Source organism: Rhodococcus sp. BH4 (assembly GCF_002079265.1).
GTDB classification, from domain to species: Bacteria; Actinomycetota; Actinomycetes; order Mycobacteriales; family Mycobacteriaceae; genus Rhodococcus_F; species Rhodococcus_F qingshengii.
Window position 1 is genome coordinate 3,451,110 of record NZ_CP014941.1, and the last position, 18,691, is coordinate 3,469,800.

An 18,691-nucleotide genomic window follows, 5' to 3' on the forward strand; every position below is an offset into this window, starting at 1 on the left:
GGTTAGAGGGACCAGCCTGATTTCTCGGCCCACTCCCATGCCCGGTGGAAAGCGGCGTCGAACCACGGCGTCTTGACTCCCAGATAGGCGTCGATCGCAGCGGCGTAGTCGTCGATGCCTGCGGCACTCTCGGCTGCCTTGACCTTGAGTTCGGCATATTCGGCACGCGCCGACGCATCGGCGCGAAGCCAGTCACGGAAGAGGATCGCGAACTGCTGACCCGGCCAACCATCCACCCGAATGTGGATGTTCGCGCGGCGCCCTGGATCGGCGCTTCCGTGAATTCGCTTCGCCCACACCGCCGGATCGGTCTCACCACCGAGGTACGACGGTTTCGGGTCGTCGGCGACGATGTGCTCGATCCGGGGGAACCCGGCAGCGGCCAGATCTTCCGCGAGGTCGTCGGCAACGCCGAGGTGCTCGACAGTGATCTGAATGTCGATCACGTCCTTGGCATCGAGACCAGGCACTGCGGTCGATCCGATGTGATCGATACGGCGCGCGCGGTCACCGGACGCCAACGACAACCGGCCGATGATTCGTTCGGCCTGCACCGGCCACGACGGGTCGGCTGGAGTCAGCTCGGGCAGTGCGCGCACTACCGTGCCCTCGCGGAGGTTCTTCTCGAAGGGAACAAGTCGATTCGCCCACAAGTCGCGGACCACGTCGTCGAGTGAACCCGGCTCTCCGCTGTTGTCGAGCCACACGTCGGCAACAGCACGACGCTGATCGTCATTTGCCTGCGCTGCGATGCGCGCACGAGCGTCGGATTCAGGCATGCCGCGCGAGCCCACCAAGCGTCGAACTCGTTCCTCCTCGTCGACGTAAACGATGACGACCAGATTGAATGCCGGCGCCATCGAACCCTCGACCAACAGCGGAATATCTTGAACGAGCACTGCATCCGACGGCGCAGACGAAATCTGCTCCATCGTCCGCGCACCGATCAGTGGGTGGAGGATGCCGTTGAGAGTTCCGCGTGACGTGTCGTCGGCAAACGCCAACGACGCCAGCGCGGGTCGGTTGAGGCTGCCGTCCTCGGACAGAATCCCGTCGCCGAATGCATCGACCAGAGCGGCAAGTCCCGGAGTACCGGGCTCGACCACTTCTCGGGCGATCAGGTCGGCGTCGACGATGACGGCTCCCAGTTCGCTGAGGATTTTCGACACTGTCGACTTACCGGCTCCGATGCCTCCAGTGAGGCCAACTCTCAACACACTCGACAGTCTCTCATCTCCGCGCCCGAGAGATTCAGACACGCCTACTGATCGAACACGCCGGGGCGTTCGAGGCTCAAATACCACAATTTCGGTGACCGTGCGGTTATGTTCTAGCGAACGCACCTGTACCTGCACCTTCTCGAGAAAGTGGACGCCATGCGAGCAGATCGCGACCATCACGGTCAGCACCGCCTCGGAATGCCGAACGGCGTGCACTGCATAGAGTTTCCCGAAGTTGCTTTTGCCCTGGCAGAGCACCGTCGTACGTGGTTCACGATGCTCGTGAGCCAAGGCCGACACAGCTTCGCGTCGATGCGTAAGCGCACAGCCGAAGCGACCGCCACCTACTGGGTGCCTGCTCCCGCAAACTGAGTTCTCTTCACAAAGTACAAAATGACCGGCAACCCTTCGGTGCCGGTCATTTTTGTGTTCACTCACTGAATTGATTCTTCGCTCGCAAGTGACACCTGGCAGAGAGAAGAACCCCGCCCCTGCACGTGCAGGGGCGGGGTTCTTCACAGATCTCGCCTGATCAGATCAAGCGGTAATCCTTATGCGTTGCCCGACAGCTTCTCGCGAAGTGCGGCGAGCTGTGCATCGCTGGCAAGCGATCCGCCAGCGGACTCGGCCGGAGCGGAGCCGGCAGCAGCCGGAGCCTCGGCGTCGTCTGCAGCAGCCGTCTCCGAGGAGTAGCCGGCAGCAGCGGTGGCAGCCTCAGCGGCCTCGTCTGCAGCGGTCTTCTCCATCTGAGCGGTGTGCATCTTGTGGCGACGTTCAGCCTCGGCGTAGCGGTTCTCCCACTCTTCACGCTGCTTGTCGAAGCCCTCGAGCCATTCGTTGGTCTCGGGATCGAAGCCCTCGGGGAAGATGTAGTTGCCCTGCTCGTCGTACGAGTCGGCCATGCCGTACTTGGACGGATCGAACTCGGCGTTGTAATCCTCGTTGGCCTGCTTCAGCGACAGCGAGATACGACGACGCTCGAGGTCGATGTCGATGACCTTGACGAGTGCATCGTCGCCGACGCCGACAACCTGGTCCGGAACCTCGACGTGGCGCTCAGCGAGCTCCGAGATGTGAACGAGGCCTTCGATTCCCTCTTCGACGCGCACGAATGCACCGAACGGAACCAGCTTCGTGACCTTGCCGGGCACGATCTGGCCGATGGCGTGCGTGCGGGCGAACTGACGCCACGGATCTTCCTGCGTTGCCTTGAGCGACAGGGAGACGCGCTCGCGGTCCAGGTCGACGTCGAGAACCTCGACGGTGACCTCGGTGCCGACCTCGACAACCTCGGACGGGTGATCGATGTGCTTCCAAGACAGCTCGGAAACGTGAACCAGACCGTCTACGCCGCCCAGGTCCACGAATGCACCGAAGTTGACGATGGAGGACACGACGCCCTTGCGGACCTGGCCCTTCTGGAGCTGGTGCAGGAATTCGCTGCGAACCTCGGACTGAGTCTGCTCGAGCCATGCGCGGCGCGACAGGACCACGTTGTTGCGGTTCTTGTCGAGCTCGATGATCTTGGCCTCGATCTCCTTGCCGACGTACGGCTGGAGGTCGCGGACGCGACGCATTTCGACGAGCGAAGCGGGGAGGAAGCCACGAAGACCGATGTCAAGGATGAGGCCGCCCTTGACGACCTCGATGACGGTGCCCTTGACGGCCTCGTCCTTCTCCTTGAGCTCCTCGATGGTGCCCCAGGCACGCTCGTACTGAGCGCGCTTCTTCGACAGGATCAGTCGACCTTCTTTGTCCTCCTTGGTGAGGACGAGAGCCTCGACCGCATCTCCCACGGAGACGACCTCGTTGGGGTCGACGTCGTGCTTGATGGAGAGCTCACGAGAAGGGATGACGCCTTCGGTCTTGTAACCGATGTCGAGCAGAACCTCGTCGCGGTCGACCTTGACGATGGTTCCTTCGACGATGTCGCCATCGTTGAAGTACTTGATCGTGGCATCGATGGCGGCGAGGAAGTCCTCGGCGGAGCCAATGTCGTTAATGGCAACCTGCGGCGAGGTGACGGTTGTGGAGGGCATATGTTGAATTGCTCCGGACGAGTTGTGGTCGGTTGATGGATTTTGTCGGACGAGATGCGCAACTGTGGCGTACAAATGTTGGAAGTACTTTTGTGAAGTACTAGATCGAAGTACCCAGCTGCATCAATAACGAACAACCGAATACCGGATCACATTCCACACCGCGGAAGCGCACCGCGAGCTCCCTCGGTCCGACTGATTCCGAGACCTTGGTAAAGATCTCGTATAGACAATCGATCGGATGACAGACACTCGCGTGAGTAAGACTACGCGTCGGCTATCTTGCCGGGCAAACCCGGGTACCCTGCGCCCGCATCACCCGTTCTACTGTGTTGTTCATGTCTGACGAGCGCCATGCCGCTGCCAATTCCATTCTCGGTACCAGCGGCGTCGGCCGAGTCCGTGTCGATTCGAGTGCCAGCGACCGCGCCAGCCGGGCGTGGTGGGACGCCGACGCCGACGATTACCACCGAACCCACGGCGAGTTTCTGGGCGTGAACAGCGCGGAAGGTGAATTCGTCTGGTGCCCCGAAGGGCTGCACGAGGGCGATCACCACTTGCTCGGCGACATAGTCGACAAAGACATATTGGAAGTGGGTTGCGGCTCCGCGCCGTGCGCCCGATGGCTCGCCGGACACGGTGCTCGGGCCGTCGGTCTCGACATCTCGATGGGGATGCTCGCCCGCGGGCAGGACGCGATGAATGCCGGCGGGCCGGCAGTCCCGTTGATTCAGGCAAGTGCGGAACTCCTGCCGTTTGCCGACGGGAGTTTCGACATCGTCTGTTCCGCGTTCGGCGCCGTCCCGTTCGTTGCCGATTCGCAGCGAGTGATGAACGAAGTCGCCCGGGTTCTCCGTCCCGGCGGATCGTGGGTCTTTGCCGTCAACCATCCGATTCGATGGATCTTCCCCGACGATCCCGGGCCGAAAGGCTTGACCGCGACCCTCCCCTACTTCGACCGCACCCCGTATGTCGAGGTCGATGACAACGGAGTCCCCACCTACGTCGAGCATCACCGCACCATCGGCGACCGGGTTCGTGAGATCGTCGCCGCCGGACTTCAGGTGCGCGACATCATCGAGCCCGAATGGCCGGAGTGGTTGGACCGCGAATGGGGACAGTGGAGTCCCCTGCGCGGCCAACTCTTTCCGGGCACTGCAATTTTCAGCGCCGTCAAACCCTGACGGCTACAGCAGCTTCGACAGGAAAGCCTTGGTCCGGTCGTGCTGAGGATTGGCCAGGAGTTCCCGCGGCTCGCCTGCCTCGACCACAACTCCCCCGTCCATGAACACCAACTGGTCGGCGACCTCGCGGGCGAAACCCATCTCGTGAGTGACGACCACCATCGTCATGCCTTCTTTGGCCAACTGCTTCATCACGGTGAGAACTTCACCGACCAGTTCGGGGTCGAGCGCGGACGTCGGCTCGTCGAACAGCATGAGCTTCGGGTCCATCGCGAGAGCGCGGGCGATGGCAACTCTTTGCTGCTGACCACCCGACAACTGGGCCGGGTAGGCGTTGGCTTTGGCGCTCAACCCGACCTGATCGAGGAGGTCCTTCGCTCGTTCGACAGCCTTCTTCTTACTGACGCGCTTCACCTGCGTCGGCGCTTCGATGATGTTCTCGAGAGCGGTGCGGTGCGGGAACAGATTGAAGTGCTGAAACACCATCCCGATGTCGCGGCGCTGTTTGGCCGCTGCTCGCGGGTGAAGTTCGTACAGTTTTCCGTTCTTCTCCGAGTAGCCCACCAGGTCGCCGTCGACGTACAGTCGGCCGGCGTTGACCTGCTCGAGGTGATTGATGCAGCGCAAGAACGTCGACTTGCCCGACCCGGACGGCCCGACGAGGCACAGAACTTGGCCGGGATCGATTTCGAGTGAGACCCCTTTGAGAACCTCGAGCGCGCCGAAGTTCTTACAGACCCGGTCTGCCTTGACCATCGGTGTCATCTGCGTTCTCCTCCTGGAATATCCGGGAGTGTCTCCACTACCGTTTCTTTGCCCTGTGCGTCGGCGAGTGCCTGAAGCTGGCGAGTGGTGAGCGTCCTCGTCGACCCTTTCGAATAGTGGCGTTCGACGTAGTACTGGCCGACCATGAGAACACTGGTCATTGCGAGGTACCACGTAACCGCGACCATCAAGAGTGGGATCGGCTCGAAATTTGCACCGGATATGTCTCTCGCTCGTCCGTAGAGTTCGGTACTCAACGGCACTGCGGTCACCAGCGAAGTCGTCTTGAGCAAGCTGATCAATTCGTTGCCGGTCGGTGGGATGATCACCCGCATCGCCTGGGGAAGGACCGTTCGCCGCATCGTCTGGCCCCACGTCATTCCCAAAGCCACTGACGCTTCGGTCTGACCTTCGTTGACCGAGGCGATACCTGCACGGACGATTTCGGCCATGTACGCCGCCTCGTTCAATGCGAGTCCGATGACTGCGAAGAGAAACGCCGCCTGGAGATCCTGCATGTCGAAATGCACGAACTGATGGACGAACGGAACGCCGAGATCGATGCTCTTGTATATGGAGGGGAAGAGACCCCAGAAGACGAGCTGGACGTAAACGGGCGTGCCGCGGAAGACCCACAAATACACCCAGGCAGCGGACTTCAGCACCGGGTTCGGCGACAGCCGCATTACCGCGAGGACGATGCCCAGAACGATCGCGGCTGCCATCGACAGAATTGTCAGTTGAATGGTGACCCAGGCGGCCTTCGAAATTCGAGCGTCGAAGAGGTACTGGCGGTAAGTCGCCCAGCCGAACTGTTCATTGGTCGCCGAACCGTAGATAAAGAGCCCCACCAGGACCACCACCACGACTGCTGCGACCCATCGGCCCGGTCTGCGCAGTGGGATCGCCTTGATCGGCGCCGGATCGCCAGTCTCAGTTGTTGTCATGTTCATCAGCTTTCCGCGCCGTTGATCTTGGATACTTCGATGACGCCGGCCTCGACACTCCAGGTCTGCGCGATCTGTTGATAGACGCCGTTGTCGATCAGGTACTGCATTGCCTGCTGCAGGGCGGGACCAAGGGCGGAACCCTTCACGATCGGCCAGCCGTACGGCGCGGAATCAAAGGGCTGACCCGCAGCTTCCATCCGCCCCTTACTCCGTTTGATCGCGTAGCCGGTCACCGGTGAATCCGCAGACAACGCGTCGACTCGACCCAGGATGAGTGCGTTGGCCGCATCGTCCTGACTGTCGTACTTGATCTTCTCGATGGGCGGCTTGCCCGCAGCAACGCATGCCTCGCTCTTGGCGGGTACTTCGTCGATGTCCTCGGTAGTTGTGGTCTGTACCGCCACTCGCAACCCACACGCATTGTTCGGGTCCACGGGATTGTCCGGCCGCTGAGCCCACTGGATACCTGCGCTGTAGTACGTGACGAAGTCGACCGACTTCTCCCGCTCCTTGGAGTCGGTGAACGAAGACATGCCGAGGTCGTAGCTTCCCGACTGGATAGCGGGGATGATCTTGTCGAAGTCGGCCTGGTTATAGACAGCTTCGACCCCGAGCACAGTCGCCACTGCGTTCATGATGTCGACGTCGAAGCCGACGATTTTGCCATTCTCATCTTTGAATTCGTTTGGTGCGTAAGGAATGTTGACCCCGACCTGCAGCTTGCCCGACTCCCTGACGTTCGGGGGCAACAGGGCGGCGATCTCGGGCACCTTCTGGATGTCAAGTGGCGGCCCCTCCGGAACGAGGCCCTCGTTGTTGGTCACACACCCGCCGCACAGTGCGACGATCAAGCCCACCAACAAGACTCGCACCACGTTGGTGCGGATACGCCCGCCACTGCTCGAGCCATAACTCACGCCACGTGGCCTTGGTGCCCGTGCGTTTTCATCGACCACGACTCTGCTCTCCACTCGTCGATCGCCGCACTTGCAACGTCCATCCGAAATTCAGTCGAACGGTAGGTTACGGCAGGAGTTCCACCGTCGCCGACTTCGCAAGATTCCGGCCTGTCGTACAAGAATCAGCGACGCAGAGTGTGTGCGTACACGACTTCGGAAAATTCGCTGGTCGATGCCAAACCGCCGAGGTCGGCGGTCGCGATGCCCGACGCGATGGTCGTGCGAACGGCATCTGAAATCCGGCGTGCTGCCGCAGACAACAACCGATCGCCACGCGCATCACCGAGCCAGTCGAGCATCATTGCACTCGAGAGGAACAGTGCCGTCGGGTTCGCCCGATTCTTCCCGGCGATGTCGGGTGCGGCACCGTGCGCAGCCTGAGCCATGACCTGCGTCTCGGAAGCGTTGATCGACGGCGCGGTTCCGAGTGAACCGGACAGCTCGCCCGCCAGATCCGATAAGATGTCGCCGAACATGTTTTCGGTCACCACGACATCGAAGTCGCCGCCGCGCCGAACCAGGTGCGCCGCCATCGCGTCGACGTGCTCGTCGTCGACAACGACGTGCGGGTACTCCGCAGCGACGGTTCGGCAGGCGTCACGGAACAGGCCGGTGGTCAGTGTGAGGACGTTGGCTTTGTGGACGATCGTGACGTGATTGCGCCGTCGCGACGCCAACGCGAAGGCAGTGCGTGCGATCCGTTCACACGCAGCGCGGGTGAACACACCGACGGCCAGCGCGATGTCGGGCGTCGGCATGAATTCACCGCTGCCGACTGCCATGTTCCGATCCGCGTACAACCCCTCGGTGTTCTCACGGACAATCACCAGATCGATGTCGGGGACCATCGCCTTGACACCGGGGAACGCTGCTGCCGGTCGGATGTTCGCGAACAACTCGAACTTTTTCCGGATGACGCCGCCGGGTGTGAGTTGTCCGCGAAACCTCTCCGGATAGGACGCACTGTCGTGGGGTCCGAGAATCCAACCCTGCAGCTGCCCCAACGCATCGATGGTTTCGTCGGGAATCGGCGTGCCGTGAGTGTCGATGGCCGTACTCCCGAGCGGAAGCTCGACCCACTCGACGGGCGGAGCATGAACCGATGACAGCGCCGCATCCACGATCTGCCGTGTCGCCGGGACGATTTCGTGGCCGATTCCGTCGCCGTGCATGAGTCCCAGCCGCATGGCCGAAGTACCGATTGCGCTCGCACCTGTCATCAGGCAATCATTGCTCACCATGGTCCAGTCGGTGGAATTGCTCCTCGATCCAGTGAGTGAGTCGGCAGTCCGAGCACAGTGGCAGCTTCTCGCCGACGCCGGTTTACCAAGTCAGGCCTCTCATCACAGCCCGTCCAACCGTCCGCACATCACACTGTTCGTCGCCCGTGAGATCCCCGCGGAGATCGACGGACTGTTGAAGCGGCGCTTCTCGGCCCCGGACTTCGAGGTCCGACTCGGTGGCTACATCGTGTTCGGCGGCAAGCAGATGGTCTTGGCGCGCTCGGTCATTCCTTCGCGCGCACTCCTTCACCTGCACCGAGAAATAGCCGAGGCAACCGTTGGCTCGACGGCACTTCCCGCCCACGTCGAGCCCGGCGCGTGGACTCCTCATGTGACGCTCGCCCGACGCGTCGAACCTGCACGTCTGGGTGAAGCCATCGCCCTGCTCGGTACCGACGTGATTCACGGGCGCAGCGGCGCGATCAGGCGCTGGGACGGCGAACAGAAGACGGAATGGTTACTGACACCGCCGCTGTGACAGAGCGGGTTGCACGTCGGGTCACCAGGATTCCCGCGATCACCACGAGTGCACCAACCGGCTGATTCCAGCCAACGCATTCGTCCAAGACTATTGCGCCGAGAGCGACGCCCACCACTGGACTGAGATAAGTGACGGTGGACGCCGCAGTCGGCCCCCACCCCTGAACGACATTGGTGTTCCAGATGAATGCGAGCCCGGTCCCCAGTGCGCCCAGAGCAATCATCGACAGGACAACTGCCGGCGTCAGGTGCATCGGCGTGTTTGCGACGACCGGAGAGGCCAGAACCATCACGAATGCACCGATACTGATCTGCAATAACGCGACCGTGCGGGTGTCGACGCCGAGAGGAAGCACGAAACGCCTGAGGTAGACAAACGAAATCCCGTACGACGCAGTCGCTCCCAGGCAAGCGAACTGAGCACTCACACTTCCGCCGACGCCGAGATTCCACGGCGCCAATACGATCAGCACCCCACCGAATCCGAGAAGCAACCCCAGCGACTTGTATCGCGTCAGCGTCTCCCCCGGCAGAAAGGCAAGGGAGACAGCCATAGTCATCAGTGGCGTGGTGGCGTTGTAGATGCTCGCGAGTCCCGAGGACATGTTTTGCTCGGCCCAACTGAACAGCAGCCACGGAACGATGCATTGCGTCGCTGCGAGAAAAGCCAGGTGCTTCCAGACACGAAATTCCCTCGGTAGGCCGATCCGGCTGACCGCTGACACGAGAACCAGCGCGAGCGCACCGAAGACCAAGCGCCACAGAACTACCTGCGTGAAGGACAGACCTTCGAGCCCGATCTTCATGAAGAGGAAACTGGCTCCCCACACCACCGCAGCTGCGGTGTATTGAAAGGCCAGACTTGCCCTCAAAGGGTGAAGTCTCCGTGCGGACTGACGTCGTGACGAGTGTCGGGCGTTCGGCCGGCAAGAGCTAGTACGTTCAGGACCAGTAGGACCAAGAGGCTGACGACGATGATTGCCATGTGTCCAGCCTGACGGAATGTCCCACGTGGCAGTAGTGGCAGAAAAGCCAGACTTGGACGATTTTCTGCCACTTTCCTGTTTTTCTGTCACACTCGAAAGATGCTCGCGAAAGTGGTGGTCCCACTGATGCCGATGACCGAGGCGTTCGAACTCGGCGTGGCATGTGAAGTCTTCGGCTTCGACCGATCCGACGACGGCCTCCCCACGTACGACTTCTCTCTGATCGCCGCAGTTCCGGGTCCGATCCGAACGCGGTTCGGGTACAACATCGATGTTCCGTACAACCTCGATTCTCTCGACGACGCCGACCTCATCGTCGTGTCCGCCGGCGGAACCTACGACGCCGGCGACGCGTACATGTGCTCACCGAGTCCCGACTCGAGTGTCGATCCCCTGTTGGTCAAACTCAACCAGGCCGTAGCCCGGGGCGCCAAGGTGGCGAGTCTGTGCACCGGAGCGTTCGTCCTCGGGGCGGCTGGACTACTGGACGGAAGGCGATGCACGACGCATTGGCGGCATGCAGAGAGGCTTGCCCAGACGTATCCGGAAGCCAAGGTCGATCCGGACGTGTTGTACGTGGACGAAGATCCGGTGTTCACCAGCGCAGGCACCGCGGCAGGAATCGACCTGTGCCTGCACATCGTCCGAAAAGAACAGGGTTCTCGCGTTGCCAATGGCATCGCGAGAAGGATGGTGGTGCCGCCCCATCGTGACGGTGGGCAAGCCCAGTACGTTGCCACTCCCCTCGCCTCGACGCCGAGTGCAACCCTTGCCCCGCTCCTCGACTGGATGACGGAGAACCTCGCCCTCGACCTCACTGTGGGCATGGTCGCAGCCCGCGCGAACATGTCCGCGCGCACGTTCGCGCGCCGTTTCCAAGCGGAAACGGGAACAACCCCCGCCCGCTGGCTCAGCGATCAGCGAGTACTGGCCGCCCAACACCTCCTCGAGAATTCCGACCTCTCCGTCGACGTCATCGCAGAACGCGTCGGATTCGGCGGCGGTGCCGTGCTTCGCCAGCACTTCATTCGTCTGCGTTGCACCACGCCGCAGGCCTACCGCCGGACGTTTCGGGCGACCGAGAACGCAAGCTGAAATCGGCTCAGGGAAGAATCAGCGGTTCCGGGGCGTTGCACACACCAACAGCCCGCACAATGGAAAGGACCCCTGTGGCCACCCAGACACTCACCCAGCAGAACTTCGACGAAACGATCAACGGCAGCGACGTCGTCCTCGTGGACTTCTGGGCCTCCTGGTGCGGCCCGTGCCGCCAGTTCGCACCGACGTTCGAAGCCTCTTCGGAGAAGCATGCCGACGTCGTTCACGCCAAGGTCGACACCGAGGCCGAGCAGGGAATCGCAGCGGCCGCCAACATCCGCTCCATCCCCACGATCATGGCCTTCCGCGAAGGCGTACTCGTGTTCAACCAGGCCGGCGCGCTTCCCGCCGCTCAGCTCGAAGAGCTCGTCACTCAGGTCAAGGCACTCGACATGGACGAGGTCCGCAAGCAGATCGCAGAGCAGACCGCATCTGCTGAATAGCGTGAAATGGCTGGGCCGGAATCGAAGTCGATTCCGGCCCAGCCTTTTTCGTTGTTGCCTAGTGAGCCGCGCTGTCCCAGCTTCGACCGGTTCCCACCGAAACATCCAGAGGTACCGACAGCTCGATGGCTGTGGCCATCTTGTCCTTGACCAGCGCGGTGACCTCCTCCAACTCGGAGGCAACCACTTCGAGCACCAATTCGTCGTGCACCTGCAACAGCATGCGCGACTTCAATCCGGCGTCGGCGAGAGCCTTCTGCACGTTGATCATCGCGACCTTGATGATGTCGGCCGCAGTGCCCTGGATCGGCGCATTGAGGGCAGCACGTTCGGCAACCTCACGACGCTGACGGTTGTCGCTGTTGAGGTCCGGCAGGTAGCGACGACGACCGTAGAGCGTCGAGGTGTAGCCGTCCTTACGTGCCTGCTCGACCACCGCGTGGAGGTAATCCCGCACGCCGCCGAAACGAGCGAAGTACGCATCCATCTGCTGCTTCGCTTCTTCGGTCGAAATCTTCAGCTGCGACGCCAATCCGTAGGCACTGAGCCCGTAGGCCAGACCGTACGACATCGCCTTGACCCGGCGCCGCAGTTCTGGAGTCACCTCTTCGATCGGTACACCGAATGCGCGCGAGCCGACAAAGCTGTGCAGGTCCTCACCGGTGTTGAATGCCTCGATCAGCCCCTCGTCGCCTGACACGTGCGCCATGATGCGCATTTCGATCTGGCTGTAGTCGGCAGTGAGCAGAACGTCGAACCCCTGCCCGACTACGAATCCGTCGCGAATCTCGCGCCCCGCGTCGTTTCGCACCGGGATGTTCTGCAAGTTCGGATCGGTCGACGACAGGCGTCCGGTCGCGGCAACCGTCTGATTGAACGTCGTGTGAATGCGTCCGTCTTCGGCTACGGCCTTGAGAAGACCGTCGACGGTCACCTTCATACGCGTCGCATCACGATGCGCGAGAAGGTGTTCGAGGAACGGGTGTCCTGTCTTGTCGAACAGACCCTGCAACGCCTCGGCGTCGGTGGTGTAGCCCGTCTTCGTCTTCTTCGTCTTGGGCATGTCGAGTTCTTCGAACAAGACCACCTGCAGTTGCTTCGGCGAACCCAGGTTGATCTGCTTGTCGATCACCTCGTAGGCGGAGTTTGCGGCGTCGGCGACCTGGGAGGCGAAACGGCTCTGAAGATCGTGCAGATGCGCGCTGTCGACGGCGATGCCGGTGGCCTCGATCTGAGCGAGCTCGATCGTCAACGGCAGTTCCATGTCGGAGAGGAGCGACTTGGATTCGATCGACTCCAACTCGGTGTCCAGTGCAGCTGCCAAGTCGAGAACGGCCTGAGCGCTGAGCATCGCGGTCTCGGCCGCTTCGGCATCGAGCTGCTCGGTGTCGTCGAGCAGTGAAAGCTGTTCCTGGCCGGATGTTTCGGCGCGCAGTTCACGCTTGAGGTAGCGGAGCGAGAGGTCGTCGAGATTGAAGCTGCGCTGGCCCGGCCGGACGAGGTACGCGGCCAGAGCAGTGTCGCTGGTCAGTCCACCGAGCGTCCAACCACGCCCACGCAGAGCATGGATCGCCCACTTGGCTTCGTGCAGCGCCTTCGGCTGCGATGCGTCGGCGAGCCAATCACCGAGAGCTGCTTCGTCTTCCGGTGTTGCCGTCGACGCCGCGATGTATGCACATTCACCGTCGGAGGCCGCGATCGCGAGTGCAGTGACGTCGCCGGCGAACGGAGTTCTGGTTCCGAGCACCGTCACGCCGTGACGCTCACCGGTTCGTGCGTGGGCGTCGAGCCACGCGGCAACCGCACCCGGGGCGAGTGCGTCGCCGCTGACCTCGAACCCTTCCTCTGCTTCGGGCTCGGACGACGACAGGGTCGCGAACAGTCGATCGCGGAGAACCTTGAACTCGAGATCGTCGAACAACGCATGAATCTTCTCGCGGTCCCACGGGGCCAACACCAACTGCTCGGGCGTGTACGGCAAGGGAACGTCGCGAACCATTTCGGTGAGCTGACGATTGAGCAGGACGTTCGCGAGGTTCTCCCGCAGTGAGTCGCCCACCTTGCCGCGGACCTTGTCCACGTTGTCGACCAGTCCCTGCAGGTCGCCGTACTCACGGATCCACTTGGTGGCGGTCTTCTCGCCGACGCCGGGGATGCCGGGGAGGTTGTCACTCGGGTCGCCGCGCAGGGCAGCAAAATCGGGATACTGCGCCGGGCTGAGGCTGTACTTCTCCTCTACGGCCGTCGGCGTGAATCGGGTGAGCTCCGAGACACCCTTCTTCGGGTAGAGCACAGTGACGTTGTCGGTCACCAGTTGCAGCGAGTCACGGTCACCGGTCACGACGAGAACCCGGTATCCGAGTGCCTCCGCCTGCGTGGTCAAGGTGGCGATCACGTCGTCGGCTTCGAAACCTTCCTCGGCCATGACCGGGATGCCCAGCGCGCCGAGAACGTCCTTGGTGATGTCGATCTGGCCCTTGAATTCGTCCGGAGCCTTCGCGCGCTGCGCCTTGTATTCGGGGAACAGGTCGGCGCGAAACGTCTGACGCGACACGTCGAAGGCCGCGGCCAGGTGGGTGGGCTGCTCGTCACGAAGAAGGTTGATCAACATCGACGTGAAGCCGTACACCGCGTTGGTGGCCTGCCCACTGTGTGTCTTGAAGTTCTCTGCAGGCAGCGCATAGAAGGCGCGAAATGCCAACGAATGCCCGTCGAGAAGCATCAGAAGAGGGCGATCGTCCGCCTTGCCGGTGGTGCCGGCTGAAGCGGTGGACGTGCTGGACCGAGTTGTGGTTGCGGGGCTCACGGTTCATCAGTCTAGGGATCGCGACCGACATCGACGCCTTCGCCGTTGTTTACGCAGGAACAGACACAAGAATCGGACAATTGATGCAGCCTTCGGCCTTCGATACGGAACCGAAACATCCCGGAAATCTCAGAACCCCATCTGAAGCGAACGGAGCCGTTAGAGTCCGGAAATCGCAGCAACGAAACAATCCCTGTGCTGCGCGGCACCTTTGTCCAGACGCGCTATTCCCGACCCGCTCGGAGGACGTACGTGGCCCCACCCGTAGTGAAACGGCAGACCCTCGCGACACTCAGCCGACTACTGGCCTTTGCATTACTGACGTTCTTCGCATTACTCAGCCTGGCCGGAATTGCTTCGGCTCAGGAACCGACCACTTCCCCTACACCGCCGACCCCGACAGCATCCGCAACACCGACAGCACCGGTTCCCGACAACGCTGTCCCCGTCAGCGGCAATCTCAACAACGGCGGCACACGCCTCGAGGGCGTCACCGTCCGTGCACTCGATTCTTCCGGCACGGAAGTCGCCACCGGAGAATCGGCATCGAACGGCCGTTGGGAACTGGCCGTGGCACCGGGCACCTACACCTTCGAGATCGTTGCCGACACACTTCCCGACGGGGTCAGTGTGCAAGCCGCTGTCGAACGCGAGGTGGTGGCCGGCCGCGCGAACACCGTGATCTTCTCGTTCGGCGAGGTACGTACCGCCTCGAATGTCAGCTTCGGCGAGAAGCTGATCCGCACGACGGTCGACGGTCTGCGGTTCGGCCTCGTGATCGCGATCGCCGGTGTGGGTTTGAGCCTGATCTACGGCACCACTGGCCTGACCAACTTCGCTCACGGCGAGATGGTGACGTTGGGAGCCGTTGCTGCCTGGGTGATCAACACGTCCTTCGGCGTTCCGCTGATTCCCGCCACGATCCTCGCGATCTTCGTCGGCATCGGCATCGGCCTGCTGACCAACGGAATCGTCTGGAAACCACTGCGTAAGCGCAAGACCGGGTTGATCGCGCAATTGGTGGTCTCGATCGGTCTCGCGATTTCATTGCGCTACTTGATCCTGATCTTCTTCTCCGACCGCGCCGAACCGTTCGACGACTACCAGGGCCAGGTCGAGAAGAACTGGGGCCCGATCGCACTGACCGACGCCAACGCGATAGTCATGATCGTCAGTCTGGTCGTCCTGGTCGGCGTCGCACTGCTTCTGCAGAAGACTCGCATCGGAAAGGCCATGCGTGCCGTCTCCGACAATCGTGACCTCGCCGCCTCGTCCGGTATCAACGTCGAGCGCGTGATCATGTTCGTCTGGGGTCTCGGCGGCGGATTGGCCGCCCTCGGCGGTGTGCTGTTCGGTATCTCCGAGCTCGGCGGACGCGTCCAGTGGGAAATGGGCTTCAAACTGTTGCTGCTCATGTTCGCCGGAATCACCCTCGGTGGTCTGGGAACCGCGTACGGGGCGCTACTCGGCTGCGTCATCGTGGGACTTCTGGTCCAACTCTCGACGCTCATCATCAACCCAGACCTCAAATACATCGGCGGACTTCTCGTCTTGATCGTGATCCTCGTGGTTCGCCCCCAGGGCATCCTCGGATCCAGACAAAGGATCGGGTGACGAACATGGACATCATGGGAGCTTTCCAGGTTTCCTTCGCCCAGCTGATCGGGCCGTCGGCAATCTTCTACGCACTGTTGGCAATCGGGTTGAACCTGCACTTCGGCTACGCCGGACTGCTCAATTTCGGTCAGATCGGTTTTGCCCTTCTCGGCGGCTACGGCGTCGGCATCATGACCGTGACCTACGACCAGCCGCTCTGGCTCGGCATCCTCGTCGGACTCACCGCAGCCGGCCTTCTCGCGCTCGTGCTCGGTATTCCGACGCTGCGTCTGCGCGCCGACTATCTCGCCATCGTCACCATCGCGGCCTCGGAGATCTTGCGTCTGATCTTCCGCTCGACCGCGTCGGATTCGGTGACCGGTTCCACCAACGGCCTCTTCGGTTTCGCAGATCCGTTCACCGCACTGAGCCCGTTCGACTCGGCCAAGCAATACTCGTTTCTCGGCGTGAAGTTCTACGGAGACGACCTCTGGTCGATGGTCGTGGGGTGGACCCTGGTCTTGATCTTGTGCGGATTTGTCTACCTGTTGACGCACAGCCCGTGGGGGCGCGTCCTCAAGGCGGTTCGCGAAGACGAGGACGCAGCGCGATCGTTGGGCAAGAACGTGTTCGTGTACAAGATGCAGGCGCTGGTTCTCGGCGGCGTGATCGGTGGTCTGGCCGGGGTGTTCAACGCTTTGCAGACCAAGTCCATCAACCCGGACTTCTACTCGACCGCGCAGACGTTCTTCGCGTTCGGCGCACTGATTCTGGGCGGGGCGGCAACGGTATTCGGCCCGGTGGTCGGCGCAATGTTGTTCTGGTTCCTCCTCGCCATCCCTGATGCCTTGCTGCGTCAGGCGATCTCCGGCGAGAATCCGCTGCTCTCGCTGACCGAACAACAGGTCGGGGCCACCAGGTATGTCCTGCTCGGATTGATGATTGCTCTCCTGATGGTCTTCAGACCGCAGGGAATACTGGGTAACAAGCGGGAGGTGCAACTCAATGCTTGACGCCGATACCAGAGCAAAGATCTTTGCCGACGTTCCTCACCTTCCCGGATCGGCGAAACCCGACCCGGTGTTGGTCGCTGACAACGTCTCGCGGACGTTCGGCGGTCTCAAGGCCGTCGACGTCGATCACCTCGAGATTCAACGAGGGTGCATCACGGGTCTGATCGGTCCAAACGGTGCCGGAAAAACGACGCTCTTCAACCTCCTTACCGGATTCGACCGGCCGGACACCGGTACGTGGTCGATGGACGGTCAATCGCTGGGCCGCATGTATCCCCACCAGGTAGCCAGGAAAGGAGTGGTACGGACGTTCCAGTTGACCAAGGCGCTCTCCAAACTCACCGTGCTGGACAACGTACGTCTCGGTGCCACCGGCCAACGTGGTGAACGCATTTTTGCATCTCTCGTCCCGTGGATCTGGAAAGGCCAGGAACGCGAGATCACCGAACGCGCCAACGAACTCCTCGCACGATTCAAACTCGACACCAAGGCCGACGACCTCGCCGGTTCACTCTCCGGTGGGCAGCGCAAACTGCTCGAAATGGCTCGCGCACTCATGACCTCGCCCTCGGTGGTGATGCTGGACGAACCGATGGCGGGGGTCAATCCTGCTCTGACGCAAAGCCTGCTCGGACACATCAAGTCATTGCGCGACGACGGAATGACCGTCGTGTTCGTCGAGCACGACATGGACGTGATCCGAGACATCAGCGATTGGGTGGTGGTCATGGCGCAGGGCAGCGTCATCGCCGAATCCACCCCGGACGAACTCTCGTCCAACACAGCCGTCGTCGACGCATATCTGGGCAGCCACCATGACCAGGCCCTCGAGTTCGACGACAACGGAAATCCGGTGGGCGAGACGGCCGTTCTGGCCGCCGCCCTGGCTGAAGCCGAGGTCGAAACCCTCGAGACGGGCGGGGACCTGTCGGAACCCGACATCGACAACCTTCCGGCCGATCTCGCCGCGACGCTGGAATCGAGTCCCGAGGAACCGCGCGGAAGGCACGAGAAGCCATGAGCGAGAACCACGCACGTTCACTCACGCCTGCAGAGTTCGCCGCGACGGCCGAGGAGCATCAGCGACTGTCGGCAGGTGCCCTGCTCCGCGCCGACAGCCTCGTCGCGGGCTACATTCCCGGCGTCAACATCCTGCGTGAATGCAACTTCTTCCTGAAGGAAGGGGAAATCGTCGGGATCATCGGACCGAACGGCGCAGGCAAATCGACACTCCTGAAATCACTGTTCGGACTGATACCGGTACGCGAAGGGTCGGTCACCCTACGCGAGGACAACATCACGTCTGCGCCCGCTCACGTCCTCGTTCAGAAGGGAGTCGGGTACGTCCCTCAGACACAGAACGTCTTTCAGACTCTGACCATCGAAGAAAACCTCGAAATGGGCATCTATCTGCGGCCCAAGGCATTCGCGGAACGATTCGCCTTCGTGAGTGAACTGTTCCCTCTTCTGAGTGAACGACGAAAGGTGAAGGCCGGCGCACTCTCCGGCGGCGAACGCCAGATGGTCGCGATGGGCCGGGCCCTGATGATGGATCCGTCGGTGCTGCTGCTCGACGAACCGTCCGCGGGCCTGTCCCCCATGTTCCAGGACGAGGTGTTCATCCGCTGCAAGAAGATCAATGCTGCGGGTGTCTCGGTCATCATGGTCGAGCAGAACGCGCGCCGCTGCCTTCAGATCTGCGACCGCGGTTACGTACTCGATCAGGGTAAGAACGCGTACACCGACACCGGCGCCAATCTGATGAACGACCCCAAGGTGATCGAGTTGTACTTGGGAACGCTCGCTGGAAGCAAAGAGAAGTAGTACAGACACGAGAATGGGCCAGGGTCGCGAGACCCTGGCCCATTC

At 61.7% G+C, this 18,691-nt stretch carries 17 protein-coding genes; 9 read left to right on the forward strand and 8 right to left on the reverse strand.

Translation table 11 applies throughout. From position 1 onward, the window contains the following. Positions 1 to 2: 2 nt before the first annotated feature. Positions 3 to 1,217 carry a dephospho-CoA kinase gene (gene coaE / locus A0W34_RS15955; RefSeq protein ID WP_081557926.1) on the reverse strand — a complete coding sequence of 405 codons (1,215 nt, stop codon included), beginning with the start codon at positions 1,215 to 1,217 and terminating at the stop codon, positions 3 to 5. Between the two features lie 159 nt (positions 1,218 to 1,376). On the opposite strand from coaE, the gene A0W34_RS15960 reads away from it, so the two are divergent. After that, positions 1,377 to 1,592 carry a hypothetical protein gene (locus A0W34_RS15960; protein WP_003944056.1) on the forward strand — a complete coding sequence of 72 codons (216 nt, stop codon included), beginning with the start codon at positions 1,377 to 1,379 and terminating at the stop codon, positions 1,590 to 1,592. Positions 1,593 to 1,771: 179 nt separating this feature from the next. Here the strand turns inward: A0W34_RS15960 and rpsA are convergent, their stop codons facing one another. Further along, a complete protein-coding gene (gene rpsA, locus A0W34_RS15965) occupies positions 1,772 to 3,259 on the reverse strand; it encodes a 30S ribosomal protein S1 (RefSeq protein ID WP_003944095.1) in 1,488 nt (495 codons plus the stop codon). 338 nt (positions 3,260 to 3,597) lie between these two features. Between rpsA and A0W34_RS15970 the strand changes: the two genes are divergently transcribed. After that, positions 3,598 to 4,443, forward strand: a complete 846-nt coding sequence (locus A0W34_RS15970; protein WP_064112545.1) for a class I SAM-dependent methyltransferase — start codon at positions 3,598 to 3,600, stop codon at positions 4,441 to 4,443. Positions 4,444 to 4,446: 3 nt separating this feature from the next. Here the strand turns inward: A0W34_RS15970 and A0W34_RS15975 are convergent, their stop codons facing one another. The 4 genes from A0W34_RS15975 to A0W34_RS15990 form a co-directional block, all read right to left on the reverse strand. After that, a complete protein-coding gene (locus A0W34_RS15975) occupies positions 4,447 to 5,208 on the reverse strand; it encodes an amino acid ABC transporter ATP-binding protein (protein ID WP_003944053.1) in 762 nt (253 codons plus the stop codon). Beyond that, complete coding sequence (locus tag A0W34_RS15980; protein ID WP_003944035.1) at positions 5,205 to 6,161, reverse strand: amino acid ABC transporter permease; 957 nt, start codon at positions 6,159 to 6,161, stop codon at positions 5,205 to 5,207. The genes A0W34_RS15975 and A0W34_RS15980 overlap by 4 nt, the downstream gene beginning before the upstream one ends. Next, positions 6,161 to 7,075: an ABC transporter substrate-binding protein gene (locus tag A0W34_RS15985; protein ID WP_370852737.1), complete on the reverse strand. Its 915-nt coding sequence runs from the start codon at positions 7,073 to 7,075 to the stop codon at positions 6,161 to 6,163. The genes A0W34_RS15980 and A0W34_RS15985 overlap by 1 nt, the downstream gene beginning before the upstream one ends. 164 nt (positions 7,076 to 7,239) lie before the next feature. Beyond that, positions 7,240 to 8,337: an isocitrate/isopropylmalate dehydrogenase family protein gene (locus A0W34_RS15990; RefSeq protein ID WP_081558819.1), complete on the reverse strand. Its 1,098-nt coding sequence runs from the start codon at positions 8,335 to 8,337 to the stop codon at positions 7,240 to 7,242. Here A0W34_RS15990 and A0W34_RS15995 point away from each other — a divergent pair. Continuing rightward, complete coding sequence (locus A0W34_RS15995) at positions 8,303 to 8,878, forward strand: 2'-5' RNA ligase family protein (protein WP_198035647.1); 576 nt, start codon at positions 8,303 to 8,305, stop codon at positions 8,876 to 8,878. The two genes, A0W34_RS15990 and A0W34_RS15995, sit on opposite strands and share 35 nt — an antisense overlap. On the opposite strand, the gene A0W34_RS16000 is transcribed toward A0W34_RS15995, so the two are convergent. Next, the gene (locus A0W34_RS16000) at positions 8,823 to 9,752 is read right to left on the reverse strand and encodes a DMT family transporter (RefSeq protein ID WP_081557928.1); all 930 of its coding nucleotides are present in this window, start codon (positions 9,750 to 9,752) and stop codon (positions 8,823 to 8,825) included. The genes A0W34_RS15995 and A0W34_RS16000 overlap by 56 nt on opposite strands. 213 nt (positions 9,753 to 9,965) lie before the next feature. On the opposite strand from A0W34_RS16000, the gene A0W34_RS16010 reads away from it, so the two are divergent. Together A0W34_RS16010 and trxA are read left to right on the forward strand one after the other, a co-directional pair. Then, a complete protein-coding gene (locus tag A0W34_RS16010; RefSeq protein ID WP_081557929.1) occupies positions 9,966 to 10,961 on the forward strand; it encodes a helix-turn-helix domain-containing protein in 996 nt (331 codons plus the stop codon). Positions 10,962 to 11,035: 74 nt separating this feature from the next. Continuing rightward, a complete protein-coding gene (gene trxA, locus A0W34_RS16015; protein ID WP_003944106.1) occupies positions 11,036 to 11,407 on the forward strand; it encodes a thioredoxin in 372 nt (123 codons plus the stop codon). Positions 11,408 to 11,465: 58 nt separating this feature from the next. On the opposite strand, the gene polA is transcribed toward trxA, so the two are convergent. Then, the gene (gene polA, locus A0W34_RS16020) at positions 11,466 to 14,213 is read right to left on the reverse strand and encodes a DNA polymerase I (protein ID WP_030536747.1); all 2,748 of its coding nucleotides are present in this window, start codon (positions 14,211 to 14,213) and stop codon (positions 11,466 to 11,468) included. A gap of 303 nt (positions 14,214 to 14,516) precedes the next feature. On the opposite strand from polA, the gene A0W34_RS16025 reads away from it, so the two are divergent. From A0W34_RS16025 to A0W34_RS16040, 4 genes are read left to right on the forward strand one after another with little or no spacing between them, the layout of a single operon-like run. Continuing rightward, positions 14,517 to 15,827: a branched-chain amino acid ABC transporter permease gene (locus A0W34_RS16025; protein ID WP_037126618.1), complete on the forward strand. Its 1,311-nt coding sequence runs from the start codon at positions 14,517 to 14,519 to the stop codon at positions 15,825 to 15,827. 5 nt (positions 15,828 to 15,832) lie between these two features. Beyond that, positions 15,833 to 16,822 carry a branched-chain amino acid ABC transporter permease gene (locus A0W34_RS16030; protein WP_003944088.1) on the forward strand — a complete coding sequence of 330 codons (990 nt, stop codon included), beginning with the start codon at positions 15,833 to 15,835 and terminating at the stop codon, positions 16,820 to 16,822. Beyond that, the gene (locus tag A0W34_RS16035) at positions 16,815 to 17,843 is read left to right on the forward strand and encodes an ABC transporter ATP-binding protein (RefSeq protein WP_063316078.1); all 1,029 of its coding nucleotides are present in this window, start codon (positions 16,815 to 16,817) and stop codon (positions 17,841 to 17,843) included. Before A0W34_RS16030 ends, A0W34_RS16035 begins: the two co-directional genes overlap by 8 nt. Continuing rightward, positions 17,840 to 18,646: an ABC transporter ATP-binding protein gene (locus A0W34_RS16040; protein WP_007728720.1), complete on the forward strand. Its 807-nt coding sequence runs from the start codon at positions 17,840 to 17,842 to the stop codon at positions 18,644 to 18,646. Before A0W34_RS16035 ends, A0W34_RS16040 begins: the two co-directional genes overlap by 4 nt. The last annotated feature ends 45 nt before the right edge of the window (positions 18,647 to 18,691 follow it).

Excerpts from the sequence above, each read along its gene's own strand:
- A0W34_RS15975 (WP_003944053.1), bottom strand. The coding sequence starts at position 5,208 with ATGACACCGATGGTCAAGGCAGACCGGGTCTGTAAGAACTTCGGCGCG.
- A0W34_RS16035 (WP_063316078.1), top strand. The coding sequence starts at position 16,815 with ATGCTTGACGCCGATACCAGAGCAAAGATCTTTGCCGACGTTCCTCAC.
- A0W34_RS15990 (WP_081558819.1), bottom strand. The coding sequence starts at position 8,337 with ATGACAGGTGCGAGCGCAATCGGTACTTCGGCCATGCGGCTGGGACTC.
- A0W34_RS15980 (WP_003944035.1), bottom strand. The coding sequence starts at position 6,161 with ATGAACATGACAACAACTGAGACTGGCGATCCGGCGCCGATCAAGGCG.
- rpsA (WP_003944095.1), bottom strand. The coding sequence starts at position 3,259 with ATGCCCTCCACAACCGTCACCTCGCCGCAGGTTGCCATTAACGACATT.
- A0W34_RS16030 (WP_003944088.1), top strand. The coding sequence starts at position 15,833 with ATGGACATCATGGGAGCTTTCCAGGTTTCCTTCGCCCAGCTGATCGGG.
- A0W34_RS15960 (WP_003944056.1), top strand. The coding sequence starts at position 1,377 with ATGCGAGCAGATCGCGACCATCACGGTCAGCACCGCCTCGGAATGCCG.
- A0W34_RS16040 (WP_007728720.1), top strand. The coding sequence starts at position 17,840 with ATGAGCGAGAACCACGCACGTTCACTCACGCCTGCAGAGTTCGCCGCG.
- A0W34_RS16010 (WP_081557929.1), top strand. The coding sequence starts at position 9,966 with ATGCTCGCGAAAGTGGTGGTCCCACTGATGCCGATGACCGAGGCGTTC.
- A0W34_RS15970 (WP_064112545.1), top strand. The coding sequence starts at position 3,598 with ATGTCTGACGAGCGCCATGCCGCTGCCAATTCCATTCTCGGTACCAGC.
- A0W34_RS15995 (WP_198035647.1), top strand. The coding sequence starts at position 8,303 with ATGGCCGAAGTACCGATTGCGCTCGCACCTGTCATCAGGCAATCATTG.